The sequence below is a fragment of the Streptomyces sp. NPDC023838 genome (genome assembly GCF_040639555.1).
Taxonomy (GTDB): Bacteria; Actinomycetota; Actinomycetes; order Streptomycetales; family Streptomycetaceae; genus Streptomyces.
The window spans coordinates 88322-113043 of record NZ_JBFAAD010000007.1 but is presented as its reverse complement, the minus strand read 5'-3'; the positions used below and the strand labels follow the sequence as shown (position 1 = coordinate 113043).

At 71.0% G+C, this 24722-nt stretch carries 27 protein-coding genes and 1 riboswitch; of the genes, 13 read left to right on the top strand and 14 right to left on the bottom strand.

Annotated elements, in window-relative coordinates; translation table 11 throughout:
* Positions 1 to 18: 18 nt before the first annotated feature.
* Positions 19 to 210 carry a hypothetical protein gene (locus tag AB0G17_RS11440; protein WP_361379261.1) on the bottom strand — a complete coding sequence of 64 codons (192 nt, stop codon included), beginning with the start codon at positions 208 to 210 and terminating at the stop codon, positions 19 to 21.
* Between the two features lie 202 nt (positions 211 to 412).
* Here AB0G17_RS11440 and AB0G17_RS11435 point away from each other — a divergent pair, with 202 nt between their 5' ends.
* From AB0G17_RS11435 to AB0G17_RS11420, 4 genes are all read left to right on the top strand, one after another.
* A complete protein-coding gene (locus tag AB0G17_RS11435) occupies positions 413 to 1036 on the top strand; it encodes a TetR/AcrR family transcriptional regulator (protein WP_361379258.1) in 624 nt (207 codons plus the stop codon).
* 147 nt (positions 1037 to 1183) lie between these two features.
* Positions 1184 to 2191 carry an alpha/beta hydrolase gene (locus tag AB0G17_RS11430; RefSeq protein ID WP_361379255.1) on the top strand — a complete coding sequence of 336 codons (1008 nt, stop codon included), beginning with the start codon at positions 1184 to 1186 and terminating at the stop codon, positions 2189 to 2191.
* A gap of 146 nt (positions 2192 to 2337) precedes the next feature.
* Positions 2338 to 2919, top strand: a complete 582-nt coding sequence (locus tag AB0G17_RS11425) for a PadR family transcriptional regulator (RefSeq protein ID WP_361379252.1) — start codon at positions 2338 to 2340, stop codon at positions 2917 to 2919.
* Between the two features lie 74 nt (positions 2920 to 2993).
* Positions 2994 to 4712, top strand: a complete 1719-nt coding sequence (locus tag AB0G17_RS11420; RefSeq protein WP_361379249.1) for an acyl-CoA dehydrogenase family protein — start codon at positions 2994 to 2996, stop codon at positions 4710 to 4712.
* A gap of 99 nt (positions 4713 to 4811) precedes the next feature.
* On the opposite strand, the gene AB0G17_RS11415 is transcribed toward AB0G17_RS11420, so the two are convergent.
* Complete coding sequence (locus AB0G17_RS11415; RefSeq protein ID WP_361379246.1) at positions 4812 to 5258, bottom strand: MarR family winged helix-turn-helix transcriptional regulator; 447 nt, start codon at positions 5256 to 5258, stop codon at positions 4812 to 4814.
* Positions 5259 to 5365: 107 nt separating this feature from the next.
* Between AB0G17_RS11415 and AB0G17_RS11410 the strand changes: the two genes are divergently transcribed.
* Positions 5366 to 5758, top strand: a complete 393-nt coding sequence (locus AB0G17_RS11410) for a nuclear transport factor 2 family protein (protein WP_361379243.1) — start codon at positions 5366 to 5368, stop codon at positions 5756 to 5758.
* A 94-nt stretch (positions 5759 to 5852) separates the two neighbouring features.
* Entirely contained in the window at positions 5853 to 6554 is a 702-nt protein-coding gene (gene phzG, locus AB0G17_RS11405; RefSeq protein ID WP_361379240.1) for a phenazine biosynthesis FMN-dependent oxidase PhzG, read from the top strand.
* An 87-nt stretch (positions 6555 to 6641) separates the two neighbouring features.
* Here the strand turns inward: phzG and AB0G17_RS11400 are convergent, their stop codons facing one another.
* From AB0G17_RS11400 to AB0G17_RS11380, 5 genes are all read right to left on the bottom strand, one after another.
* Complete coding sequence (locus AB0G17_RS11400; protein ID WP_361379237.1) at positions 6642 to 7763, bottom strand: methyltransferase; 1122 nt, start codon at positions 7761 to 7763, stop codon at positions 6642 to 6644.
* Positions 7764 to 7920: 157 nt separating this feature from the next.
* On the bottom strand, positions 7921 to 8886 hold the full coding sequence (locus AB0G17_RS11395) for a phosphotransferase (RefSeq protein WP_361379234.1): 966 nt from the start codon (positions 8884 to 8886) through the stop codon (positions 7921 to 7923).
* A gap of 123 nt (positions 8887 to 9009) precedes the next feature.
* The gene (helR, locus tag AB0G17_RS11390) at positions 9010 to 11178 is read right to left on the bottom strand and encodes an RNA polymerase recycling motor ATPase HelR (protein WP_361379818.1); all 2169 of its coding nucleotides are present in this window, start codon (positions 11176 to 11178) and stop codon (positions 9010 to 9012) included.
* A gap of 194 nt (positions 11179 to 11372) precedes the next feature.
* Complete coding sequence (locus AB0G17_RS11385; protein ID WP_361379231.1) at positions 11373 to 12197, bottom strand: methyltransferase domain-containing protein; 825 nt, start codon at positions 12195 to 12197, stop codon at positions 11373 to 11375.
* 52 nt (positions 12198 to 12249) lie between these two features.
* The gene (locus AB0G17_RS11380; protein WP_361379228.1) at positions 12250 to 13164 is read right to left on the bottom strand and encodes a LysR family transcriptional regulator; all 915 of its coding nucleotides are present in this window, start codon (positions 13162 to 13164) and stop codon (positions 12250 to 12252) included.
* Positions 13165 to 13270: 106 nt separating this feature from the next.
* Here AB0G17_RS11380 and AB0G17_RS11375 point away from each other — a divergent pair, with 106 nt between their 5' ends.
* A complete protein-coding gene (locus AB0G17_RS11375) occupies positions 13271 to 14116 on the top strand; it encodes an oxidoreductase (RefSeq protein ID WP_361379225.1) in 846 nt (281 codons plus the stop codon).
* A 42-nt stretch (positions 14117 to 14158) separates the two neighbouring features.
* Here AB0G17_RS11375 and AB0G17_RS11370 read toward each other — a convergent pair whose 3' ends face one another.
* Together AB0G17_RS11370 and AB0G17_RS11365 are read right to left on the bottom strand one after the other, a co-directional pair.
* Positions 14159 to 14701: a GNAT family N-acetyltransferase gene (locus AB0G17_RS11370; protein WP_361379222.1), complete on the bottom strand. Its 543-nt coding sequence runs from the start codon at positions 14699 to 14701 to the stop codon at positions 14159 to 14161.
* A 128-nt stretch (positions 14702 to 14829) separates the two neighbouring features.
* Positions 14830 to 15300 (bottom strand): flavin reductase family protein, encoded by a 471-nt coding sequence (locus tag AB0G17_RS11365; RefSeq protein ID WP_361379219.1) that lies wholly within the window; start codon positions 15298 to 15300, stop codon positions 14830 to 14832.
* 211 nt (positions 15301 to 15511) lie between these two features.
* Between AB0G17_RS11365 and AB0G17_RS11360 the strand changes: the two genes are divergently transcribed.
* On the top strand, positions 15512 to 15745 hold the full coding sequence (locus tag AB0G17_RS11360; protein WP_361379216.1) for a hypothetical protein: 234 nt from the start codon (positions 15512 to 15514) through the stop codon (positions 15743 to 15745).
* Between the two features lie 231 nt (positions 15746 to 15976).
* The gene (locus AB0G17_RS11355) at positions 15977 to 17794 is read left to right on the top strand and encodes an ABC transporter ATP-binding protein (protein ID WP_361379213.1); all 1818 of its coding nucleotides are present in this window, start codon (positions 15977 to 15979) and stop codon (positions 17792 to 17794) included.
* A gap of 114 nt (positions 17795 to 17908) precedes the next feature.
* On the opposite strand, the gene AB0G17_RS11350 is transcribed toward AB0G17_RS11355, so the two are convergent.
* From AB0G17_RS11350 to AB0G17_RS11335, 4 genes are all read right to left on the bottom strand, one after another.
* Positions 17909 to 18283, bottom strand: a complete 375-nt coding sequence (locus AB0G17_RS11350) for a hypothetical protein (protein ID WP_361379210.1) — start codon at positions 18281 to 18283, stop codon at positions 17909 to 17911.
* Between the two features lie 74 nt (positions 18284 to 18357).
* A complete protein-coding gene (locus AB0G17_RS11345) occupies positions 18358 to 18747 on the bottom strand; it encodes a roadblock/LC7 domain-containing protein (RefSeq protein ID WP_361379207.1) in 390 nt (129 codons plus the stop codon).
* 38 nt (positions 18748 to 18785) lie between these two features.
* A complete protein-coding gene (locus AB0G17_RS11340) occupies positions 18786 to 19580 on the bottom strand; it encodes a transcriptional regulator (RefSeq protein ID WP_361379204.1) in 795 nt (264 codons plus the stop codon).
* Positions 19577 to 19996 carry a hypothetical protein gene (locus AB0G17_RS11335; protein WP_361379201.1) on the bottom strand — a complete coding sequence of 140 codons (420 nt, stop codon included), beginning with the start codon at positions 19994 to 19996 and terminating at the stop codon, positions 19577 to 19579. The genes AB0G17_RS11340 and AB0G17_RS11335 overlap by 4 nt, the downstream gene beginning before the upstream one ends.
* Positions 19997 to 20266: 270 nt before the next feature.
* Between AB0G17_RS11335 and AB0G17_RS11330 the strand changes: the two genes are divergently transcribed.
* Positions 20267 to 20845, top strand: a complete 579-nt coding sequence (locus tag AB0G17_RS11330; RefSeq protein ID WP_361379198.1) for a GNAT family protein — start codon at positions 20267 to 20269, stop codon at positions 20843 to 20845.
* Between the two features lie 85 nt (positions 20846 to 20930).
* On the opposite strand, the gene AB0G17_RS11325 is transcribed toward AB0G17_RS11330, so the two are convergent.
* Positions 20931 to 22019 (bottom strand): amidohydrolase family protein, encoded by a 1089-nt coding sequence (locus AB0G17_RS11325; RefSeq protein WP_361379195.1) that lies wholly within the window; start codon positions 22017 to 22019, stop codon positions 20931 to 20933.
* Between the two features lie 324 nt (positions 22020 to 22343).
* Between AB0G17_RS11325 and AB0G17_RS11320 the strand changes: the two genes are divergently transcribed.
* The 3 genes from AB0G17_RS11320 (at position 22344) to AB0G17_RS11310 (ending at position 24722) form a co-directional block, all read left to right on the top strand.
* Positions 22344 to 22550 carry a DUF5988 family protein gene (locus AB0G17_RS11320; RefSeq protein WP_361379192.1) on the top strand — a complete coding sequence of 69 codons (207 nt, stop codon included), beginning with the start codon at positions 22344 to 22346 and terminating at the stop codon, positions 22548 to 22550.
* 104 nt (positions 22551 to 22654) lie between these two features.
* Positions 22655 to 22787, top strand: a riboswitch (cobalamin riboswitch).
* A gap of 109 nt (positions 22788 to 22896) precedes the next feature.
* Positions 22897 to 23952, top strand: coding sequence for an iron ABC transporter permease (locus AB0G17_RS11315; RefSeq protein WP_361379189.1), 1056 nt, complete (start codon positions 22897 to 22899; stop codon positions 23950 to 23952).
* Positions 23953 to 23954: 2 nt separating this feature from the next.
* Positions 23955 to 24722, top strand: a complete 768-nt coding sequence (locus AB0G17_RS11310; RefSeq protein WP_361379186.1) for an ABC transporter ATP-binding protein — start codon at positions 23955 to 23957, stop codon at positions 24720 to 24722.

Sequence of the window (24722 nt, the reverse complement as noted above, 5' to 3'; positions counted from 1 at the left end):
CCCCGGTGACAGCCGCCGTCACGCCTTGGTGTTGAACTCCTCGGTGTCTCCCTTTCCGGGGTGGGCGGGGCCGTCGGCCAGGGAGGGCCGTGCCGTGTCACCGGAGTGGGCCGCGGAGAGGACCGGCCCCGAGACGGCGACGAGGGCAGCGAGGAGCGCCGGGACGAGAACGGTCATACGGCGGGCGCCGGACTTCAGGTTGTGCTGCACGGGAATTCCCTGTCTTTCGAGGAAGCCGAGGAGACCGAGGAGGCCTGCGCTACGGCCTGGCCTGCGGGTTGTTCTGCGTCCGAGTCTCCCAGCGGCGCATCTATGTTTCATATACGGGCGATCGCGGGCGTGATCGCGGCCCGGCCGCACAGGGACGCCCGTACGTTCGCGGAGCGCGTACGCGATCGTGGAAGCTGTCCGCATGGACACTTCCGCCTACGACGGCACACCGAAGCAAGCGGGCTACCGCCGGTCGGCGGGCTCGCCGCGCGGCGAGGCCAGGCGCCGCGAGCTGCTCGACCGCGTCACCGACGACCTCGCCGTCAACGGCCTCGTCGACTTCTCGCTACGGCGTGCCGCGCGGGCGGCGGGCACGACGCACAAGGTGCTCCTCTACCACTTCGACGGAGCCGACGACCTGCTCAAGCAGGCGATCCACCAACTGCGCGAGAAGCGCATCGGGCAGGCGTGGGCGGCCGCCACCGAGGGGGCGGACCGGCGCACGCTCGCGGGTTGGGTGCGCGCGGTGTGGCCCGACCTGGTCGGCGCGGAGGCGCGCGTGCTCGAGCAGGCCATCGGCCTGGCGATGTACGACCCCGAGCGTTACGCGGAACTCGGCCGGGGGGCGTCGGAGCAGTACCTGCCCGTGCTGCTGTCCGTATGCCCGGAGCACTGGCCCGTACAGCGCAAGCACGAGGTGGCGGCGATGATCCTCGCGACGTTGCGGGGCTTCTTGGTGGACGCGCGGACCAGCGGCGACGCCGCGGGGACAGCGGCGGGGTTCGAGGCCCTGGCCCGTGCGCTGGAGCGGGAGGAGGCGGTGTGACCTGAGTGAGAACGACGATTTGCCGGCGCCGCCCCGTCCTGAGGCGGATGGCGGCGCGTACGCGTGGGCCCAGGCAGCCCCCGACCGGCCTCGTCAAGTCGCTCGACTCGCCTCCCAGCGAGGCCCGTTGATCCTCATGGACAGTATGTGAACCACGTGGTTCACTTCTTCGTGGGGTTGAGCCTCAACCACTCGGAGGTCGGCATGGGTATGTCCGTGGAGCGGCAGAAGGTCCGATTCATCAGTGGTGGCGAGGAATGCGTCGCCTGGCACTATCCGGGTACCAATCGGGCATGCGTGATCATGGCCGCCGGTGGCGCGGTGACCAAGGAGCCCGGCACCGACCCGTTCGCCAGGCGGTTCCACGAGGCCGGGTTCAGCGTCCTCGCCTTCGACTACCGGCACTTGGGGGAGAGCGGCGGTCACCCGCGCCAGGTGCTGCCCATCGGTGAGCAACTGGCCGACTGGCAGGCCGCGATCGCCTGTGCCGCGACCCTGCCGGGGGTCGACCCGGCCAGAGTCGTGGCCTGGGGTTTCTCCCTGTCGGGCGGCCACGTCTTCCCCGTCGCGGCGCGCAACCCGCAGCTGGCGGCGGCGATCGCGCAGACGCCGCTCGCCGACGGACCGGCGGCCACCCGCGCCGCGGCCCGCCACCAGAAGCCGCTCGCGGCACTGCGCACGATGGGCAGGGCCCTGCTCGACGTACTCGGCCAACCGGTCGGCCTGCGGCCCCTGTTGGTGCCGCTCGCGGGCGAACCCGGGACCGTCGCGCTGCTCACCACACCCGACGGGATCGACGGCGACAGGGCGCTCAACCCGGGCAACGCCTACCCGGAATGGCAGCAGACAGTCGCCGCCCGCACCGCCCTGCGTCTGATGGTCTACCGGCCCGGCCGCCACGCCTCCCGGATCGCGTGCCCGCTGCTGGTCCTCGTGTGCGACCAGGACCAGTCGGCGCTCGCCGGGCCCGCCGCCGGCGCCGCCCGGCAGGCACCGCGCGGGGAACTCGTCCGTATGCCGGGCGGCCACTACGAACCCTTCCTCGACGGCCACGAGCGAGCCGTCCAGGCCGAGATCGCGTTCCTGTACCGGCATCTGCCCGCCAACCCGGCGACGGACCGCGCCGCGACCGGCACCGAGGGTGCCTCGCTCTGACGGCGCCGCAGCCCCCCACCGCCGTCCCATCCGCCGCGCGAACCCCGGCCCCGACGAGCCGCACCGCCCCGCGGTCCCGGGTGATCCGGGTCTCACTCGGGCGGTGCGGCTTGGCTATGCAACGAGTTGCATAGAAGGATCGCGGTATGGCGCTCGAACACGCGATCCTCGTCTCCCTGCTGGAGAGGCCCGGCTCAGGCTATGAGCTGGCCCGGCGTTTCGAGCGGTCCATCGGCTACTTCTGGACGGCGACGCACCAGCAGATCTACCGCGTCCTCAAGCGTATGGAGAGCGACGGCCTGCTCGCCGTCCGCGAGGTGGCCCAAGAGGGCCGGCCGGACAAGAAGGAGTACTCCGTCGCCGGCCCCGGCCACGCCGCCCTCTCCCAGTGGCTGCACGAGCCGATCGAACCCGAGAGCCTGCGGCACGACCTCGCCGTGAAGATCCGCGGCGCGGCCTTCGACGACCCGGCCGCGGTGATCCACGAGGTCGAGCGGCATCGCCAGGTGCACAGCGACCGGCTCGCCCACTACCTCGCCGGCGAGCTGCGCGACTTCACCGGGCCGTGCGCCCCCGCGCCGCTCGACACCGGCCAGGAGCTCCAGCACGTCGTGCTGCGGGGCGGCATCGCGTACGAGCGGATGACGATCGCCTGGCTCGACGACGTCCTCGCCACCATCCAGCGGCTGACCACCGGCTCACCGACCACCGATGACCAGTGCCAGTGATCGATGACGGATGACCGATGACCGCTGATTTTCGTTCCCGACTCCTCCCGACCCCTTTCGAAAGGCGACCCCTCATGGCCGACGCCCTCCTGTTCAACCCGCGTACCTACGACCCGGCGCACTTCGACCCCGAGACCCGCAGGCTGCTGCGCGCCACCGTCGACTGGTTCGAGGCGCGCGGCAAGCGCAAGCTGATCGAGGACTACCGCTCCCGCGCCTGGCTGGCGGACTTCCTGGCGTTCTCCGCCAAGGAAGGCCTCTTCGCGACCTTCCTCACCCCGGCCTCGGACGCCGGCAACGAGGACCAGCGGTGGGACACCGCCCGGATCGCGGCCCTCAACGAGATCTTCGGGTTCTACGGCCTCGACTACTGGTACGCCTGGCAGGTCACCATCCTCGGCCTCGGCCCCGTCTGGCAGAGCGACAACGCCGCCGCCCGAGCCCGTGCCGCCGAACTCCTCACCCAGGGCGAGGTGTTCGCGTTCGGCCTGTCCGAGAAGACGCACGGCGCCGACATCTACTCCACCGACATGCTCCTGGAGCCCGACGGAAACGGCGGCTTCCGGGCCACCGGTTCCAAGTACTACATCGGCAACGGCAACGCCGCCGGACTCGTCTCCGTCTTCGGCCGGCGCACCGACATCGAGGGCCCGGACGGCTACGTCTTCTTCGCGGCCGACAGCCGCCACCCCGCGTACCACCTCGTCAAGAACGTCGTGGACTCCTCCAAGTACGTCAGTGAGTTCCGTCTGGAGGACTACCCGGTCGGCCCGGACGACGTCCTGCACACCGGCCGTGCCGCCTTCGACGCCGCCCTCAACACCGTCAACGTCGGCAAGTTCAACCTGTGCACCGCCTCGATCGGCATCTGCGAGCACGCGATGTACGAGGCCGTCACCCACGCGCACAACCGCATCCTCTACGGCCGCCCCGTCACCGCCTTCCCGCACGTGCGCCGCGAGCTGACCGACGCGTACGTCCGTCTCGTCGGCATGAAGCTGTTCAGCGACCGTGCCGTCGACTACTTCCGCTCGGCCGGGCCCGACGACCGCCGCTACCTCCTCTTCAACCCGATGACGAAGATGAAGGTGACCACCGAGGGCGAGAAGGTCATCGACCTCATGTGGGACGTCATCGCCGCCAAGGGCTTCGAGAAGGACAACTACTTCGCCCAGGCGGCGATCGAGATCCGTGGACTGCCCAAGCTTGAGGGCACGGTCCACGTCAACCTGGCGCTGATCCTCAAGTTCATGCGCAACCACCTGCTGGCCCCGGCCGAGTACGCGCCCGTCCCCACCCGCCTCGACGCGGCCGACGACGCGTTCCTCTTCCAGCAGGGCCCGGCCCGCGGGCTGGGCTCGGTCCGCTTCCACGACTGGCGCGCGGCCTACGACGCGTACGCCTCGCTGCCCAACGTCGCCCGCTTCCGCGAGCAGGCCGACGCGCTGTGCGCGTTCGTCACGACCGCCGCCCCCGACGAGGAGCAGAGCCGCGACCTCGACCTCCTGCTCGCCGTCGGCCAGCTGTTCGCACTCGTCGTGCACGGCCAGCTGATCCTGGAGCAGGCCCGCCTGACCGGCCTGGACGAGGACGTGCTGGACGAGCTGTTCGCCGTTCTCGTACGGGACTTCTCCGCGCACGCGGTGGAGCTGCACGGCAAGGACTCCGCCACCGAGCAGCAGCAGACCTGGGCGCTCGGCGCGGTGCGGCGTCCGGTCGTGGACGAGGGCCGCTCGGCGCGGGTCTGGGAGCGCGTCGAGGCGCTGTCCGGCGCCTACGAGATGGCACAGTGACGTACTGACCCCCCCTGCACCCCGCATGGCCCACCGGCGTGTCCGCCGCGGTGGGCCATGCGCGTTTCCGGGGTGGCCATGGCAGAAGGGCCACCCCGCTCACTGGACGAACGGCCCCTCCGCCGTGAAGCGGCGCAGCTGGCGGGCGAACGCCTCGGCCTCGCCCGGCGGCCAGGAGGCCAGGCTCGCCGTGATGTGGGCGGCCAGGCGCTTACGGAGCTCCGTCACCGCGAGCCGTCCCTCCTCGGTGAGGACGAGCAGGTGTGCCCGCCGGTCGTGGGGGTCGGGCTCGCGCCGGACGAGTCCTGCGGCCTCCAGCCGGGAGGCGCGGCGGGTGACGCCGGAGCGATCGATTCCGACGTCGGGAGCCAGGTCCGCCGCGCTGCGCGGCCCGGTCCGTGCCAGTGCGCTGAGCACCGGGTACGTCACCTCGTCCACCGCCTCGCCCATGCCGGTCGTGAGCTGCTTGTGCAGCTGTGCGCGTGTGGTGCGGCGCAGCAGAATGCCCAGCGCGTCCGCGATCTCATGCCCTACTTCGTTGTCCACCCCCAAAGAATAGCGTGCGCGGCGCACGCGGTTGGTGTTACGGTGTCAGTGTTGCGTGCGCGACGCACGCACAACGTCCTTGTGTGGCCCGTAGGAAAGGAACCACCATGAACCGCACCGGCATCAGCGCCGCCCTGAACGACCTGCTCCTCAACCGCGACATCACCGTCGAGGAGGCGGCCGACCGGCACTTCACCCCGCAGTACCGCCAGCGCACCGACGGGGAGTGGGCCGACCGCGCCGAGTTCATCGAGCACATCTCCCATCTGCGCACCGTCGTCGCCGACGGCCGCGTCACGGTGCACGAGGAGCTGTACGACGGCGCCAAGTACGCCGACCGGCACACCGTCGACATCACGAAGACGGACGGCTCGACGGTGAGCATGGAGGTGTACGTGTTCGCGGACCTCGCGCCCGACGGGCGTTTCCAGCGCATCGAGGAGACCACCTTGATGCTGCGGGGCTCCGACGCCGACCGCGACCTCGGCAGCGCCCGCTGAGATCCCGCTCGGGGCGGGGGTGCGGCCGGAACGGGCCGGGTCGACGGAGCCGGGGTCGCGGGACATGATGTTTCGACGATCGAAAGGATTCCTCATGTCTGACCTTTCCCCGTCGACCGCGACCCCCGCCATCACCCCCAACGGCCGTGCGGGCGCCCCTCGTTCAGAGACCCTCACCGGCAGTATCCAGGTGGACTTCCCTGAGTTCCGCACGCCGCCCCCCGGCCCGATGGGGCTGCTGTCCTCATGGCTGGAGCGCAGCATCGCGCACGGCGTGCGCGAGCCGCGCGCGCTGGCCCTGGCCACCGCCGACACCCAGGGACGTACGTCCTCCCGGATCGTGGTGCTCAGCTCGATGACGGACACCGGAATCGTCTTCCTCACCCACGCCGACAGCCAGAAGGGCCGGGAACTGGCCGGGAATCCCTGGGCGTCCGGCGTCCTTTACTGGAGGGAGACGAGTCAGCAGATCACGCTGGCGGGTCCGGTGGGCCGCCTCTCCGACGCCGAGGCGGACAGTATGTGGTTCGCGCGCCCCGTCTTCACGCACGCCATGAGCACCGCATCCCGGCAGAGCAGTCCGCTGGACGACCTCGACCGCGTAGCGCAACTGCGCTCCAGGGCACGTGAGTTGGGCGAACCGCAGCAGCCGTTACCGCGCCCCGTCACCTTCACGGCCTACCACCTCGTGCCCGACGTCGTGGAGTTCTGGGCCACCGGCACCGACCGGCTGCACGAGAGGCTGCGGTACGACCGCACCGAGAGCGGCTGGGAGGTCAGCAGGCTCCAGCCGTGAGGGCCCGCGCGCGCCCGTGACTTCGGGGCCGGGCCGGGGAGCCTCACACGGCATGCTCCGGCCCGGCTCCTCACGTCGGGCGGTGCCTCAGTCGGCCACGACCGCCTCGATGACGGACGCGTGCGGCGAGGGTTCCAGTACGCGTACGACCGTGAATCCCGCCGTGGCGAGCAGCGCCTCGTACTCCGCGCGGGTGCGGCCCTTCCCGTTCAGGACCGTCATCATCAGCACATCGATGGTCTTGCCCGGGTGCGGGTCGTTGCCCGCCGGGATCATCGCGTTGATGACCAGCAGCCGGGCACGCGCCGGCATGGCCTCGCGACACGTCCGCAGGATGCGTACGCACTCGTCGTCCGGCCAGCTGGCCAGCACGTGCTTGAGCAGGTAGACGTCGGCGCCGGACGGCACGGAGGCGAAGAAGTCCCCGGCCTGGGCCTTCCAGCGTCCGGTCAGCTCCGGCGTGTCGAGGACGTGCCCGGCCACCACGGTCTCCAGGTCGACCAGGGTGCCCGTCATGTGCGGGTTGCGCCGCAGGACCGCGCGCAGCAGCCCGCCGCGCCCACCGCCCACATCGACCGCGCTCGTGGCCCCGGAGAAGTCGACGGCCTCGACGACGTCGTTGCTGAGCGTCTCGGAGAACGCCGCCATGCTGGAGTTGAAGGCCCTGCCGAGCTCCGGGACGTCGGCGATGTGGTCGTAGAAGGGGACGCCGTACACGTTCTCGAAGGCGGTGCCGCCGGTGCGGACCGCCTCGTGGAGCTGGGCCGCCGACTGCCAGAAGACGGGCTCGCCACGCACCATGATGTAGTCGCGCAGCGAGCGCTCCACGTCCGTGCGCAGCGGCTGCGCGAGCGGTGTGAGGTGGAAGCGACCCTCCTCGTCCTCGCGGAAGACACCCTTGGTGGCGAGGAACCGCAGGAGCCGGTAGAGGTGCGCGCCGTCGACTCCGGCGGCCTTGGCGAGCTCCTCGGCGCCGCGCGGTCCGTCCGCCAGGTGGTCGGCGATGCCGAAGCGCGCGGCGGTGTGCAGGGCCGCCGAGTACAGGTATCCCAGGGAGAGTTCGAGTAACTCGCCCGTCACCTGGTCAGGTGCGCCGTCCGCTGCGCCGTCCGGTGCGGCGGCGGAGCCGAGGGGCGGTCCGGCCTCCGTGCCGTGCGGGGTGCCGGACGTCTGCGGAGTTCCTGTGGCTTCGGGGTGAGCGCCTGCCATCGGTGAGGTCCCCTCTCTCATCCCCTGTGCGGCACAAGGGTGCATGGAATATACGTACGACACAGCAGCGGCGCTCCAGCCTACGTCCGGCACTCGCCTTTCGCTTGAGTGCCGGGGGAGTCGCGTCGGGTCGTTGTCGAGGGTGTGTCGCCGGGCGCTACGGGAGCCGCGAGCCCAGGCGGGCCCTGAGCCACTCGATCGCGGCGGCGCCCTGCGCGGCCTGGAAGGCGCGCAGCGTGGGCAGTCCGGGCGGCGCGCCGCGCAGCGACTGGCGTACGAAGTACCCGGCCAGCGCGGCGAGGGTGGCGGTCACACCCTCGGGCTCGGCGTCCCGTCCCACTGGGTGCGCGGTGAACACCGCGTCCGGCTCGGGGCCTCCCTGGGAACGCACACAGGGCAGCATCAGCAGCAGGTCGAACCAGGGCGCGGCTCGTACCGCGTGCGGCCAGTCGACGAAGACCACGCGACCGTCGGCGGTCAGCAGGAGGTTGTCGGCGCGCAGGTCTCCGTGCGCCAGGGTGTCGCCCGAGGCGAACTGGCCCCAGGGCGCGGCGAGATCGGCCAGCGCGGCCAGGTTCCGGCGGACCCAGGGATCGAGCCGGTCCCGGCAGCTTCCGTCCTCGTCAAGGAGCTGCTCCCACCCCCGGAAGGACTCGGCCTCGCTCTCCGCGACGGCCGGGACGTCGAGGGGCGCGGGGGTCAGGGTGTGCGCGAGCTCGCCCACCGCGTCCAGGACGCGCGACAACTCGTCCGCCTGCCACGGCACCTGGGGCTGACGGCCGTCGACGTCCTCGAAGGCGAGTGCCACCCAGGTCGCGTCGTCGTGGGCGGCCAGCAGCCGTGGTGCGGGAACATCGAGCGGCAGGGCGGCGGAGACGCGGGCCTCGGCGCGGTGGAGCACCGGGCTACCGGTGTTGACCTCGGCGCTCACCGCCTTCACGAAAGCACGCCGCCCGTCCGCCAGCCGCACGCGCGCGGCGACCCCGGGCGAGAATCCACCGCGCTGGGTCACCGCTTCGGTGACCGGTGCGCCCAGGCGCGCCTCCAGCCCGCAGCGGACGTGCTCGGGGACCTGGCCCCAGTCGGTGCGGACTCCGGTGGCGGACGGCGCGGTGATGTTCATGCGGCCATGGTCAACGACGCGGGACGGGGAAGCGAGAGTTTTTCCGCGCCGCCGCCCTCGTACGTGGGTGGGCGGCGCACCCCCCCGCCGCACTTCTGCTGCATGGCGGGGGGAGCGGTGCCGTCAGGCGCTCGTGAGGATGACGAGCTGCCGGGTCGCGCGGGTCATCGCGACATAGCGGTCCACGGCTCCTTCGATGCCGTGGCCGTACGTCTGCGGATCGATGAGGACGACCAGGTCGAACTCAAGACCCTTCGACAGCGTCGGCGTCAGCGACCGCACGCGGGGCCTCTCCCGGAACGCCGGATCGCCGATGACGCAGGCCACCCCCTCGTCATGGTCCGCGAGCCAGCCGTCCAGGACCGCCTCCAGCTCCGTCACCGATCCGTGGACGACGGGGATGCCGCTGCTGCGGATCGAGATCGGCACGTTGGCGTCCGGGAGCGCGGCCCGGATGACCGGCGCGGCCTCCGCCATGACCTCCTCCGGCGTCCGGTAGTTGACGCTCAAGGAAGCCACCTCGATCCGGTCGAGTCCGATCCGCTCCAGCCGGTCCCGCCACGACTCCGTGAACCCGTGCCGGGCCTGGGCGCGGTCGCCCACGATGGTGAAGCTCCGCGACGGGCAGCGCAGCAGCAGCATCTGCCACTCGGCGTCGGTCAGCTCCTGGGCCTCGTCCACAATGATGTGGGCGAACGGGCCGGCCAGCAGGTCCGGTTCGGCGGCCGGCAGGGCGCTCTCGTCGATCAGGGTGTCCTGCAAATCCCGGCCGTGCAGCATCCCCAACGCGCCCTCGCTCTCGTCGATCTCGACGTTCTGCAGCAGGCTGTCCATGACGTCGGCCCGGCGTGCGCGTTCGGTGGCGGCGGCCGCCTCATGCCGGCGCTTGCGCGCGGACGCCTCCGGGTCGCCGAGCCGCTGCCGTGCGGCGTCCAGGAGCGGCAGGTCGGACACCGTCCAGGCGTGGGCTTCGGCGCGCTGGAGCTTGCGTACGTCGTCAGGGCTGAGCCAGGGAGCGCACTTGCGCAGGTAGGCGGGCACCGACCACAGGTCGCCCACGAGGTCGGCCGCCCCCAGCATCGGCCACGCGCGGTTCAGGGTCCCGATCAGCTCCCGGTTCTGCAGCAGCGACCTGCGGAGCAACTGGGGCGCGACCTCTTCGTCGTCCTCGTACTCGTCCGCGTGCTTGTCCATCAGGATCGTGAGCAGCTCCTCACGGATCTGCTCGCGCGCCTCGTTGTGCGGAGTGCCGGGCTCCACGGCCGCGAACGCCGCCGCCCAGTCGTCGGCGCTCAGCCAGACGTCGGACCAGTGGGTGGAGACCGTCATCCCCTCGGTGGGCGGCTCCTCGTAGATGCCGACGGCCGGCTCGATCGCCTTCACCATGTCGGCGGACGACTTCAGCCGGGCCACGTCCGGGTCGGTCTCGGTCGCCGCCGCGGCTCCCTCGGCGACGAGGTCCCGCACGATGCAGGTCCGCACGCCCTCCTCACCGAGGCTGGGCAGGACGTCGGCCACGTAGTCCAGGTAGGGCCGGTGCGGGCCGACGAAGAGCACGCCGCCGCGGCGGTGACCGAGGCGGGGGTCGGAGTAGAGCAGGTGGGCGGCGCGGTGCAGGGCGACGACGGTCTTGCCCGTACCGGGACCGCCGTCGACGACGAGCGCGCCACGGGATCCCGCCCGGATGATGGCGTCCTGATCGGACTGGATGGTGGAGAGCACGTCACGCATCCGGGCCGACCGGTTGCCGCCCAGGCTGGCGATGAACGCGGACTGGTCGTCGAGCGCGGCGCGCCCCTCCAGCCCCTCGGCGGTGAACACCTCGTCCCAGTAGTCGTTGATCCGGCCGCGCGTCCAGCGGTACCTGCGGCGGCTGGTCAGACCCATCGGGTTGGCGTGGGTCGCCGCGAAGAACGGCTCGGCCGCGGGGGAGCGCCAGTCGACGAGCAGTCGGCGGCCGGTGCTGTCGGTGAGACCGAGGCGGCCGATGTACACCGGCTCGGCGTCGTCCTCACGGACGAAGTGCCCCAGGCACAGGTCCAGGCCGAAGCGGCGCAAGGTGCGCAGGCGCCCGGTCAGCCGATGGATCTCCAGGTCCCGGTCCATGGCCTCGCGGCCGATGCCGCCGGGCGCCCTGCGCGCCTCCTCCAGGCGGTCGGAGAGTTCGGCGATCGTCTGCGCGAGGCTCTCCGCGATCGCCGCGAAGTGCTGCTCGTCGCCGTCGATCAGCGCCGGGTCGGCCTTGAGTGCGAGGCGCTCGGGAAGGTCGAAAGCGCTGGTGGTCAGGTAAATGGTGAATCCCCCTCTGTGCTTCGAGCTCTGACTTCGTACGTCACGCTCTGAGCTCGGTGCGCGATTCTGCCCCACCTCCGGGGCCTTGCGGCAAGCCCCCCAGTGCGCTATAAGTTGAGAGTGGCAAGGAGTGAGTACAACTCCTTGCTTTTTTTGTTTTCGGCGGCCCGCACAAGCAGGGGGGCGGGGGCAGGTTACGGACGGCGTCCCCACGCGGAGACCATCGGGGCGGTGGCCAGGTCGAGGCGTCCGGCGGCGACGTTCGCCAGGTGACGGTCGATCTCCTCGTCGGTGGCAAGCCCCTGTCCGGTCAGATGGTGGCGGATCTGCCGCACCGTCGCGTCCTCCAGTACGGCACACGCCGGCGAGGTGATCGGGAAGTACGCGTCGGCCCGTACGTCGTCCAGACCGGCCTCACGCAGCACCCTGGGCAGGGTCCGCCCGTACGCGAGGTCCGCACCGCGCGCCGCCATCAGCGTGCGGAAACCGGACCGCAGCCGGTTGGCGAGCCGCTGTTCGGGACCCGACTCGGCCGGGCACAGCAGCGGCTGCAGCGTGGGGTCGGCGTCCTCCAGGAGCAGCCAGCCGCCGGGGCGCAGCGCCTGGACCATCCGGCGCAGAGCCTCGGCGCGGTCGTGGACGTGTGTCAGGACCAGCCGGGCGTGTACGAGGTCGAAGTCGCCGGGCGGCGGCGGATCGGCGGCCACGTCGTGGGACAGCACCTCGATCACACCGCCGGCGATGCCACGGGTCCAGGACACGTCGATGTCGGTGGCGGTCACCGCGCCGGTCGGGCCGACTCGCTCGGCCAGCCCGAGGGGCACGGAGGCCCCGCCGGCGCCCACCTCCCAGCACCGCATACCGGCCCCGATCCCGAGCCGGTCCACGTGCCGGAACGTCACCGGGTCGAACAACTCGGCCAGAGCACCGAAGCGGACACCCGCCTCCGACTGTTGGTTGTCCAGCAGGTAGCCGCGGCCGGGGTCGGTGTCGTACTCAGCCCTGTCGTACTCAGCCATCCGGCGATTGTGGCAGACGGGGCCCAGGCCGTACGGAACGCTCGGTGCCGAATCAACAGGCCGTGGCGCCGACCTCCCGTGCGGCGGCCAGGTAGGTGAGGACGAGCGGCCGTTGGTCGTCGTGGCGGGCGGCCACCGCCAGCCGGGACGGAGAGATGCCCCGCACGGGCACGGCGACCACTTCGTCCCGGGCGATCAACGGGGCGTTGCCGGCGGCCAGCAGGACCACGCCCTGGCCTTCGGCGACCGCCTCGTGGGTCTCCTCGGCGCTGGCCACCACGGCGCCGATCCGCGGCGGCCGACCGTCGCGGGCATCCAGCGCGAGCCAGTAGTCCCGCACCGTCCCGGCCTGCGGGGGGAGAGCGAGGAAGGGCTCGTCCAGCAGGTCGGCGAAGTCCACCATCCCCTCGGGGTCGGACGCGGCGCGCGCTGCCAGCGGGTGCCCGTCCGGCAGTGCGACCAGCCGGGGCTCGCGGGCCACCACCGCATGCCGGTAGCGGTCTCCGTCCGGCAGCGGCAGCCAGACGAAGGCGACGTCGCTGGACCCGTCCGCCAACCCCGCACTGGGATCGGCCCAGTTGACCTGGCGCAGGACCGGCCGTACGTCAGGATGCCGGGAGAGCAGACGGGCCCGCAGAGCCGGCAGCAGCCCGCGTCCCGGGCTGGTGGACATGCCGATCACCAGGGCGGCCCGCTCGGCGTTCTTCGCCTCTTCCACCGCCGTCCGCGCGGTCTCCCAGACGGCCAGCACCTCGCGGGCGTGCGGCAGCAGGGTTTCCCCCACCGCCGTCAACCGCACGGTGCGCCGGTCGCGTTGAAACAGTCGCGCGCCGAGCTGCTTCTCCAGCATCCGTATCTGCTTGCTCAGCGCGGGCTGGGAGACGAACAGCTTCTCGGCCGCCCGGGTGAAGCTCAGTTCCTCGGCGACCGAGGCGAAGTAGCGCAGATCGCGCCCGTGCACATCCATAACTCATGGCTATCACAAAGGGCCTTGGACGCGTCCGTCGTTCCCGGCGAAGGATGGGTCCTGCCGACGGGGAGGCCCCGAACGGCGGTTGACGAGGGAGCGGAAGATGAGCGAGAGCGCCAAGGTATGGCTGGTCACCGGTGCGAGCAGTGGTTTCGGGCGGGCCATCACCGAGGCAGCGGTCGCCGCCGGTGACACCGTGATTGGCACGGCTCGGCGGACCGAGGCGCTGGACGACCTGGTCGCGGCATACCCCGACCGCGTGGAGGCGATCAGCCTGGACGTCACCGACGGCGAGCGGACCGACGCGGTGGCCGCCGACGTCCTGGCGCGTTACGGCCGGGTGGACGTACTGGTGAACAACGCCGGCCGCACCCAGGTCGGGGCGTTCGAGGAGACCACCGACCGCGAGCTGCGCGACCTGTTTGAGCTGCATGTGTTCGGGCCGGCCCGGCTCACCCGGGCGCTGCTGCCGCAGATGAGGGAGCGGGGCAGTGGATCGGTCGTGAACATCAGCAGCTTCGGCGGGCAGCTGTCCTTCGCCGGATTCTCCGCCTACAGCGCGACCAAGGCGGCGCTGGAGCAGCTGTCGGAGGCCTTGGCCGACGAGGTGACACCGTTCGGCGTCAAGGTGCTGATCGTCGAGCCCGGTGCGTTCCGCACCAACCTGTTCGGCACGGGCGCGGCGTACTTCTCCGAGGAGAACCCGGCGTACGCGGAGAAGGTCGGCGTGACCCGGCGGATGGTGCAGGGCGGCAACGGCGAGCAGCCCGGCGACCCGGCGAAGGCCGCCGCGGCCATCCTGCTGGCCCTGGCCGCCGAGAAGCCCCCGCTCCGCCTGGCCCTCGGCGGCGACGCGGTCGACTTCCTGACCGCCCACCTGGACTCCGTGCGGGCCGAACTGGCCGAGTGGGAGAAGGTTTCCCGGGGGACGGACTTCGATACGGAATGAGCCGGCCGGGGATCGTACTGGCGGCCGCTGGACATGAGTCGATCAGAGCGGTGTCAGGATCATCAGGACTTCGTCGCGGTCGTCCCCGGGCGCGAGGCGAAGGGCGCCCGGCCAGCGGCCGATCTCCTTCCAGCCGAGGCGACCGTAGAAGTCCTCCAGCCCGACACCGCCGCGTGCGGCCAGGTGGAGTTGCTCAAGTCCCATCTCATCGCGGGCTATCCCACGAACGTGGTTCATCAGAGAACCGCCAATGCCAAGACCCCGCAGGCTCGTCCGTGTCTGGACATGGTGGAGCGTCCCCCAGTGGGCGGTGAGCGCGAAAGGATCACGTCGGACATTCAGCCACCCGACGAGGTCGCCACCCATCGATGCGACCACAAGGCGGCTCCTCTCAGGGGCAAGGCCCGCCACGAGGGAGTCGACCGCGGGGGCGGCCTGGGTCGCATCGATGGGCGGGAAGGGGAACCCCGCTGCCCCACCCGCGTTCGTCACCTCGATCCAGCAGTCGATGAGCGTTTGCCGCAGCTGCGCGGTGACGGCGTCGGGCGTGGTGACCTGTCGCAGGTCGAGGGTTCCACTGTTCATACGGGGATTTTCGCACCGGGCACTGACAGTGCCGGTTCGGTTTGTCGCCACTGGTGAGACGCCTGACCGCGTCCGTGTCGGCGGACGCAGGGCCGACGGTGAATCCGCAGGTCGCAGCCGTTCGTTTCCTACGCGGGATGCCCGGCGGTGATGTCGAGCGTCTGGTGCAGGGACAATGGTTTGCCGTCGTTCGCCTGGGCGGCCAAGGGCTCCAGGAGGAATCCGACGTGGTCGCCTCCGTCGAACCGCTCCAGGATCCTCCCCGTGAACCAGCCCACGGCATCGGTCAACAGCGGTGTCCCGTCCGGGCCTTCGGTCCACGCGAGGCCCTCGAACTTGTCCACTTCCGCCCCGCACTGGGCACCGAACCGTACGGCCAGCCCGTGGTCCTGTGGCAGCAGATGCACCGCCAGGACCGAGGCCTGCTCGGCCACCAGGTAGGTGTGGTTGGCTGTGGAGATCCACACGACGAACCGCGCGGGCTGCAAGGAGCACTGCCCGGCGAACCCGACCAGGCACCCGGCCCGCTGTCCGCCCGCCGACGCGGTCACCACGTAGACGGGAGAGTCCACCAGAGCGGTGAAGTCGTCGAAACTCACCTGAAGCCTCCTCGAATCCGACTGTCGCACGAGGATACGGGTGCGGGGCTGTCCGGAACCGGCGCCGGTCACCGCCGCCCGTGTCGGAATCGCCCGGGCACGGCGGCGACCCACCTACATCTCGTCACTCCGACAAGCACACCGGCGCGCCCTGCCGCGCCCCGCCCGCCCCGGCAAGCAGAATGGCCCCACACCAAACGCGGAGGTTGTCATGCCGGGATTCCTCGACCGGGCCAAGGAGCAGGCCCAGTCAGCCCTCAACCAGGGGAAGCAGAAGGTGGACGAGGTCCAACAGCAACGACTGGGAAACGACCTGCTGAAGCAGCTCGGTGCGGCCTACTACGCGGAGCGGCGCGGATCAGGCACCCCCGAGTCGACGCAGCAGGCGCTCAGCGCCCTGGAAACCCACATCGCCGCGCATGGGGACGGCTTCCTGCGCGGATAGCGGACAGGGGGGAGCGGTACGGGTTCCGGTTCCGGTGCGGGAACCCGTACCGAGACGGATCCACGAACCGAGAACCCCGCACCCGCGCACACACCTGACCGCCGGGGATCGGCGCGGATCCCCCGAGGTTCCGTCGCCCCGTGGCCGGCCGGACGAAAACGTGTGGACCGCGCGGGGGTCGGCGCGGGACACTCGTGTGCTCAACTGCCGGTTCGAGACACGGGGGTTGGGATGGAATCACCTGAATCGCGCGAGGGCTTACCGGGCAAGGGCTCGGTGCTCCTCGCACTGCGCTATTACGGACGCGAACTGGCCCGGCTTCGGTGGCTGACCGTGCCGGCGATGCTGCTGCCCGCGCTCGGCAACACCGGCATCCAGTACGTCGCACCACTCATCGTCGCCAAGCTCGTCGGCCGGATCGCCGGGGACGGCGGTACCGTCGGCATCGACCCGATGCTGCCCTATGTGCTCGGCTTCGCCGGGGTCCTGCTGCTCGCGGAGGCGTTGTGGCGCATCGGGATGCACTGCCTGAACCGCCTCGTTGCCCGCGGGATCGAGCAACTGTACGTGATTGGTATGGACGAGCTGTTCGCCAAGGACGCCGCCTTCTTCCACGACAACTTCGCCGGGTCGCTGACCAAACGGGTCCTGAGCTTCGCCACCCGTTTCGAGGAGTGCGTCGACACGCTGACCTTCAACGTGGTGGGCAGCTTCGTGCCGCTGGCGTTCGCGTCGGTGGTGCTGTGGCAGTACGACCCGCTGCTCGTGGTCGGGCTCCTGGTGCTGCTCGTGGTCACGGCGGTGTGCGTGGCGCCCCTGATCCGGCGCCGACAGGCGCTGGTCGCCCAGCGCGAGCAGGCGATCGCCCGGGTCTCGGGGCATGTCGCCGACAGCCTGATGAACATGGATACGGTCCGCTCGTTCGCCGCCGAGGAACGCGAGGCCGCCGAGCACCGATCCCGCGTCGCGGAGTCGCGGCGGCTCACCCTGCGCTCGTGGGACTACGGCAACCTGCGCATCGACACGCTGGTCGCACCCATGTCCGTACTGACCAATGTGCTGGGACTGGTGCTCGCCATCGGGCTCGGCGGGGGAGAGCACGGCGTCGAAGCGGTCATCGTCGCCTTCACCTATTACGCCAGCGCGACGCGGATCATGTTCGAGTTCAACCAGATCTACCGCCGTCTGGAAAGCTCGATGACGGAGGCCTCGCAGTTCACCGAGCTGCTCCTCGAACCGCCGACCGTGCTCGACCCGGCAGCCCCGGAACCGCTGCCGGCGCGGCCGGGCGAGGTGTGCTTCGAAGGAGTGACCTTCGCCCACGCGGGCGCGCAGCCACTCTTCGAGGGCCTCGACCTGGCGGTTCCCGACGGGACGAAGATCGGTCTCGTCGGCCGGTCCGGCGGAGGCAAGACCACGCTGACCCGGCTGCTGCTGCGAATGACGGACATCGACGGCGGCCGGATCCTGATCGGGGGGCGGGACATCAGCAGGCTGCGGCAGGGCGAACTGCGCGGCCTGATCGCCTACGTACCGCAGGATCCGGCGATGTTCCACCGGACGCTGCGCGACAACATCGCGTTCGCCCGGCCGGCCGCCACCAACGAGGAGATCCGCCGCGCGGCCGAGGCGGCGCACGTCACGGAGTTCGCCGACGCGCTGCCCGACGGCTTCGACACCATGGTGGGCGAGCGCGGGGTGAAGCTGTCCGGCGGCCAGCGCCAGCGTGTCGCCCTCGCCAGGGCGATCCTGCGCGACGCGCCGATCCTGCTGCTCGACGAGGCGACCAGCGCGCTGGACTCCGAGAGCGAGATCCTCGTCCAGGACGCCCTGTGGCGGCTGATGGACGGGCGGACCGCGCTCGTGGTGGCGCACCGGCTGAGCACGGTCGCCACCATGGACCAGCTGGTCGTCCTCGACCGCGGCCGCATCGTCGAACAGGGCACGCACCACAGGCTGCTCGCCGCGGGCGGCGCCTATGCGAAGCTCTGGCAGCACCAGTCGGGCGGCTTCCTCGACGACACCCCCGCGGGGGCGGACCGGCGCTGAACCGGATCGGTGAGGTGGCCGTCCGGGGGATCAGGAGGAGTTCGCCCGGACGGGGCGCCGGAACGTGCCGGGTCCGGCCCGGCACGTCCTGAGCGCTCCTACGGGAAGGGCGCCTCACACCTCCAGCGCGTCCTCCACCCGACGCAGCTGATGACGGGCCATCGCCAGGTTCGCGCGGCTCTTGTCGAGGGCCAGGTAGAGGAACAGGCCGGTGTGACCGCGGCTCCTCAGGAGGCGGATCAGGTGGTACTGGCCGCCCAGGGTGATGAGGATGTCCTCGATCTCGTCCTTGAGGCCCAGCAGTTCCATGGTCCGCACCTTCGCGCGGACCACGTCGGTGTTCCCGGCGGCGGCCACCGACAGGTCCAGGTCCTTGCCGCCGCCCAGCGTGCCGAGGGCCATGCCGCTGCTGTAGTCGACGAGTGCCACGCCGATCGTGCCCTCGATGGAGGTCATCGCTTCCTTGAGCGCGGTTTCGGTGTTGCCCATGGGGTTCACACGTCCTTTCCGGTGGGTGTTCTGTGTCGAGCTCCGGGGCCGGGCGGCCCGGGATCCGGTGCTGGTCATGAGGTCTCCAGCCGTTCGAGAGCGCCGTCCACGAGTTCGCCGATCCGGGCTCCAGCCCGGCGGGCTTCCAGATGCAGACGGCCGACGTTGGTGCGCGGCGGCGCGAGCAGGGTGAGCACGGCGGCGGAGCCCGCCGCGTAGGTGGCGGCGTAGCCGTCCTCGCCCTGTACGAGGAGTTCGCGGAAGGCGCCGCGGCCGGTGGTGTGCGTGAGCCGCTGGGCGACGCCGAGGGCGGCGGCCGTCAGGGCGGCGACGGACTCGGCCTCGTCAACGGCGTCCTGGGCGAGGACGAGGCCGTCGACGCTGGCGGTCAGGGCACCGGTGATCTGTGGCAGGCGCGTTCGCAGTCGGCGCAGCTCCGCGACGATCTCCGCTTCGGCCGTCATCAGCTGTCTCCTTTCGGCGCGCTGGCGCAGGGCGCGGATCACGGCATGGCCTCCAGGGCGTCCCGCACCCTGCGGAGCAGCGCTTCGTCAGAGGGATGCGCCGCCTCCGCGGACGCGCGTACGACCCACTCGGGCACGGTCTCCCCGGGGGCGGGCGCCAGGGGTGTCTCGACCGCGCCGACCGCCGCGAGCCTGCGCACGTCGACGATGGTGTGGAAGGCGGGCCGCCCCAGCAGACGGGCTATGGCGCCCGGGGTGCGGACGCCGTCCACGGCCGCGAGCAGGGTGCGCTGGCGTACGGTGACCGGCAGACCCGGCCGGTCCGGTACCCGTACGACGGGCGCGGTGTCGACCTCGGGGTGGGGCCAGATCCGGTCGAGCAGTTCCCTGCGGCGCCCGGCCTCCCGGGCCAGCGCGTGGGCGGTGACGGGTCGTACGGGGCCGATCCAGTGCACGGCACCGTATCTGAACCGGGTCGGGCCCTTGCCGGGTGCGAGCGCGAAGAACGCCGCGTCATGGAGCGCGCCGAGATGGCACAACTCCAGCTCCCCGCAGGCGACTTGTCCGCTCTCGACGAGGAAGCGCCCCACCGCGCCGCGCGCGCCTGCCTGGTCCACGGCCCGCTGCCAGCCCTCGGGCCGCACGCGGCCGCTCGCCGTGAGCAGCACCTCCAGCCCGGGCGCGGCGGGGCTCTCCGCATGGACCACCTGCCCGTCCACGAGATAGAGGGTGCCCGTGTCGCGCAGCAGCGCGCCGGTGGCCCGCTCGGCCACGAGCCGTACCAGCATGGGCGAGACGAGAGCCGACTCGCGGGCGTCGTCGGTGAGCGTCATCCGAGGACCAGCCGTTGTGCCAGGTCGCGCAGGCGCAGCCGGGCCATGGCGAGGTTGCCCTGCTCGCGGTCGAGCCACAGGTACAGGAAGAGGCTGCTGTCGAAGGTCGTCTCGACGAATCGCAGGAGGTGGTAGCCGGTGCGGGAGGTGACGAGCACGTCCTCGACCGGCAGCGCCCCTGCGGGATCCGCCTCATCCCCTTCATCCACCGCTTCCATCTCGGCCGCTGCGAAGGCGGGGTGTTCGGCCGCCGTCCGGGCGAATTCGGCGGCCTCCGCGGCCGTCGTCTCGTGGTCGCCGCAGGGCGAGTCGCCGATGGTTCCCAGGGCCAGCCCGCTGGTCCAGTCGACCACCGCGGCGCCCCGCACGCCGGGCAACCCCATGGTTTCCAGCAGACACTCATCGATTCCAAGCACGCGCGACTTCCTCCCTGGTGCCGCCGTGGACGGGCTCCGCGTCTGGTGCTCGACGCGGCTGAGGTGACGAGAGGTTACGCAGCGTGTCGCCCACTGGGGGAAGTTCTGGCATTTTCCAGCGGAACATGCGCGGCGTTGGCTAGGGTGCGCCGACCCCACGGGGAGGCGTGGGCGACGGCTCGGGCGACCGCGAGGGCGCGCGGGTGGGCCGCGACGATGCGCACCCGGCGTGACCTGTACTGCCCGCGTTGCGGCGTGATCGAATAGGGGATGACATCGTTCTGGACCGGCGGCCGGATACGCCTGCGCGGTATCGAGCCCGACGACTGGGCCGCGTTCATGCGCTTCGCCGAGGACGAGGAGCGGTTGGGTGACCTGCTGAACCCGCCCCGCTCCGCCGAGAGTTTCCGTGACTGGGCCAGGGAACAGGCTGCTGCCAAGTCCGATGGCGACTGTTTCGGGCTGGCGATCGAAGCCGTCGAGACCGGCGACACGGTGGGTGCTGTCGGCTCACACCAGGCGGACCCGCGTGCGGGGTGGTTCGAGTACGGCGTCACCATCGGCGCCGATCACCGGGGCAAGGGATATGCGGCGGAAGCGGTGGTGATGCTGCTGCGCTTCATGTTCGCCGAGCGGCGCTATCACAAGTGCGCAGCGCGGATCTTCGCCCACAACGAGGCATCGCTGGCGCTACACCGGCGGCTCGGTTTCGTCGAGGAGGGTCGCCTCCGCGATCACGTGTTCCTGGCCGGCCGACACCGTGATCTCGTCATGATGGGGATGCTCGCCGAGGAGTTCGCCCAGCTGCACTCGATGAGCGAGCCCGATGGCTCGGGGGGCCGCCGGTGACTGAAGCGCCGCAGTCGGTGGAGCTCGCCGACTGCGGCGCTCAGACGTGGTGGCAGTAGGGGGCGTTCGCCCCGGGGTATGTCCGTCACGTTGCCCTGCATACCTGCGGCGCGCTCTCGTGGAGGCTGAGCAGCCGGTAGTAGTTCTCTCCGAGGGCGATGTCACGGAAGGCCCGGTCGTTCAAAGCCTTGTTGATCCGGCTGGTGACTTCGAGTTCTTGCTCGTAGACGTGGTAGTCCTTGTCGCGCGAGGCCACGAAGTCGGTGCCGGGAATGGCCCTGGTCGGATACCGGTCGAAGAACGTGGCGTACTTCTGCCGTACTCCCGGCTTGCTGAAGTAGTTGTCTTCCAGGACCCGCCAGCTGAGGTCCAGTGTGAGGCGGGGGTACTTGTCCAGGAGTCTCTTCATGATCCCGATGTGCCGGTCGGGATCCATGGTGGTGAGCTCCTTGGAGAGCCCCATGTGTGCCCACACGATCTTGTTCGCCGGATACCGGTGAAGCGTCTCCTCCATCAGATGGAGATACTTGGTCTGCTCCGCGTTGTTCCCGAGGTCCGAGTGGATGGTGATCGGGATCCCGCGGTTCCGTAGCACCTTCATGAACGGTGCCCAGTTCTTGATGTTCTCGCTCGTCGCGGCGGTGTGGTGGTTGGGGAACAGCGCCTGCTTGACGAGGTTCACCTCTCCCGCCCACCGGAAAACCCCTGGGAACTCCTTGTCGTACAGCGCGATGCCCGGCGGGATGGTCTCCGGGTGATTCAGATCCATAAAGGTCATGGAGACGGCGAGTTCGGGGTCCTTGGGCTTCGCCGCCACGTAATTCTCGGCGTTGGCGAAGTCGTTCTTCATGCTGGGCGCGACGGATGTGCCGGGGCAGTCCAGGTAGTACGTGCAGGGGGAGTTCACCGGCAGCATCTGCCCGATGCCGTACATGCTGGCGTGCCGGACACCGCTCTTGTGCAGGTAGCCGGTGAGTTCGTCGAACCCGATCGCCGGGCCACCGAACGGGCGGAAGTGCAGATGACTGTCGACCTGAGAGGTGTAGGGCTCTCTCGCGCGGTCAAAACACGCCGTCCCGGCCACCGCCGAGCCCGCCCCGGTCGACGAGGCGGCGACGGCCACCGCTGTCAGTACCGCACCGGCCATGCCGAGGCGCCTGGTGATGTGTGACATGCCGATGATGACCTCCGGTTGACTCGGTCTTCTGTCGCGGCCCTGGGCTATGGCGGCCAATTCGGCGCGTGCCGCAAGGGCATGGGGAATGTGCCCATGGAATGGTCCTGGCAGGCTTGCCGAAATGGCCGGGCCTCGGGGCGAAGGTGTTCGACTTGTCACCCGGACGCCAGTGCGCTCCGACAGGGGGAGGGTGACAACTCGCCCGTTACTCGACGCCGGGCATTCGTCCAGCGGAGGGATTTGGGAGTTCGGGGCCGTGGTTCCGTGTACGACCGGGGAAGAAGTCACTCCGCCGTGCAATGACCCGCAAAGGAGCTGGCTGTGTCGAATGCTGCGAGGGCTGTGCTTGAGGGCGGCCCGGATGACCTGCCGGACCGCATCGTGACGATCACCGAGCCGGACGCCGAGGTGAAGGTGCCGTTCAGGGGCGGCTACGAACACTTCGAGGCCACCCAGCGGCACCAGGACACCGCCGAGGGATCACTGCGGGTCTACCAGTGGATCTACCGCACCGCGATTGCCGAGTAGCCGGCGGCCACCGGGCGTCCTCGCTCGGGATTCGTCACCCCACGGCTCGTGGGCAGGAGTACGGGGACGGGCAAGGGCGGTAGGCCCGGGCGGCCCTGGAGAGCGGTTTGTTAGGCTCGCCTTGCCTCCCGTGGGGGAAGTCCGGTGAGAGTCCGGCGCTGACCCGCAACGGTGTGCGCGGCGACCCTGGGGTCCGTCGCGCGAGCCCGATCGCCCGCGAGGGGTCCAGCGATCCGTTGACTGCTCGCCGTGGACTGCGAGAGGGGGCCGCGCGGCCGGTGCGGCCGTACGGGCTGTCTCCTGCTCTGTCTTCAGCAGGCGGCCCATGCGAAGGACGGCCCCGCCCGTGCACCGAAGGACTGCCCCCGGCCGGATACCCGTGCTGCCGCTCAGCCTGGCGCTGGGACTGGTGCTCCTGCTGTCACTCATGTGCGGCGTGGGACTTGGCGCCGCCGGGGTCGGCTGGGGGCACGTGCCGCGCTTTCTGTGGGCCGGGCTCACCGGCGGAACCGTGCACGCGCGTGACGCGGCCGCGTACACCATCGTCTGGGAGATCCGGCTGCCCCGGGTCCTGCTCGGCGCCGTCGTCGGGGCCGGGCTCGCGGCGGTCGGTGTCGCCGTGCAGGCGATGGTCCGCAACGCGCTGGCCGACCCGTTCGTCCTGGGCATCTCCTCGGGTGCGGCGGTGGGCGCCAACGCCGTCATCCTGCTGGGGGCGTTCGCGGGGCTGGGGGTGTGGGCGCTGTCGGTGTCGGCGTTCGCCTCGGCGCTTGCGGCCATGGCGCTGGTGTACGCCGTGGCCCGCTCACCCCGCGGGCTCACCCCACTGCGGCTGATCCTGACGGGGACGGCACTGGCGTACGGCTTCGAGGCCCTCACCACGGTCATGGTGTTCGGTGCGGCCCGGGGCGAGGCGGCCCGGTCGGCGATGATGTGGCTGCTGGGCAGTCTGGGCGGCGCGACCTGGGCGCAGGTCCCCATCGCCGCGGTGACCGTGGCGGGCGGATGGACGTGGCTGCGGTGGCGCGCCGAAGCGCTCAACGCCCTCGCCATGGGCGACGAGACCGCGGCCGCCCTCGGCGTCCAACCGGCCCGGCTGCGCAGGGAGTTGTTCCTGGTCACGGCCGCCGTCACGGGAGCCGTCGTCGCGGTCAGCGGGGCCATCGGGTTCGTCGGACTGATGGTGCCGCACGTCGTCAGGATGCTGGTCGGCGCCGACCACCGGCGGGTGCTCGCCGTGGCGCCGCTCGCCGGAGCGGTGCTGCTGGTGTGGGCGGACGTGCTGTCGCGGCTACTGCTGGCCCCGGCCGAGCTGCCGGTCGGCGTGATCACCGCGGTGGTCGGGGTTCCCGCGTTCCTGCTGCTGATGCGGCGCGGCGGCTACGCGTTCGGGGGGAGCTGAGGATGCGGCTCGACATCGACGAGGTGACGATCGAGGCCGCCGGGGCCCGGCTGGTCGAGGACGTCCGGCTCGCCGTGGACACCGGGGCGTTCGTCGGACTCGTCGGGCCCAACGGCAGCGGGAAGTCGACCCTGCTGCGCAGTGTGTACCGGGCGCTGCGCCCGGCCCGGGGAACCATACGGCTGGACGGCGAGGCTCTGCACGCCATGCGCCCCCGGGCCGCCGCCCGCGTCCTGGCCGCGCTGCCGCAGGAGTCGTCCGCCGACTTCGACTTCACGGTGGCCGAGGTGGTCGCCATGGGGCGGCTGCCGCACCGCGACCGTACGGCCGCATCGGACCGGGAGATCTGCGCACGGGCGATGACGCGGACGGGCGTCGCCCATCTCGCCGACCGGGGCTTCCTGAGCCTGTCCGGCGGCGAGAAACAGCGGGCCCTCATCGCCCGCGCACTCGCCCAGCAACCCCAGGTGCTGGTCCTCGACGAACCCACCAACCACCTCGACATCGCCCACCAGTTGGACGTCCTCACGCTGGTCCGCGACAGCGGCCTGACCGTGCTGGCCGCCCTGCACGACCTCAACCTCGCCGCCGCACACTGCGATGTCCTGTACGTCATCGACGGCGGCCGGATCGCGGCCAGCGGTCCGCCGCACGAGGTCCTTGAACCCGCACTGCTGGCGTCGGTGTTCGGCGTGCGCGCGCACCGCGTACGCCATCCAGGAACCGGCGCCCTCCAGCTCCTGTTCGACCTGCTCCCGCCCACCACCTGA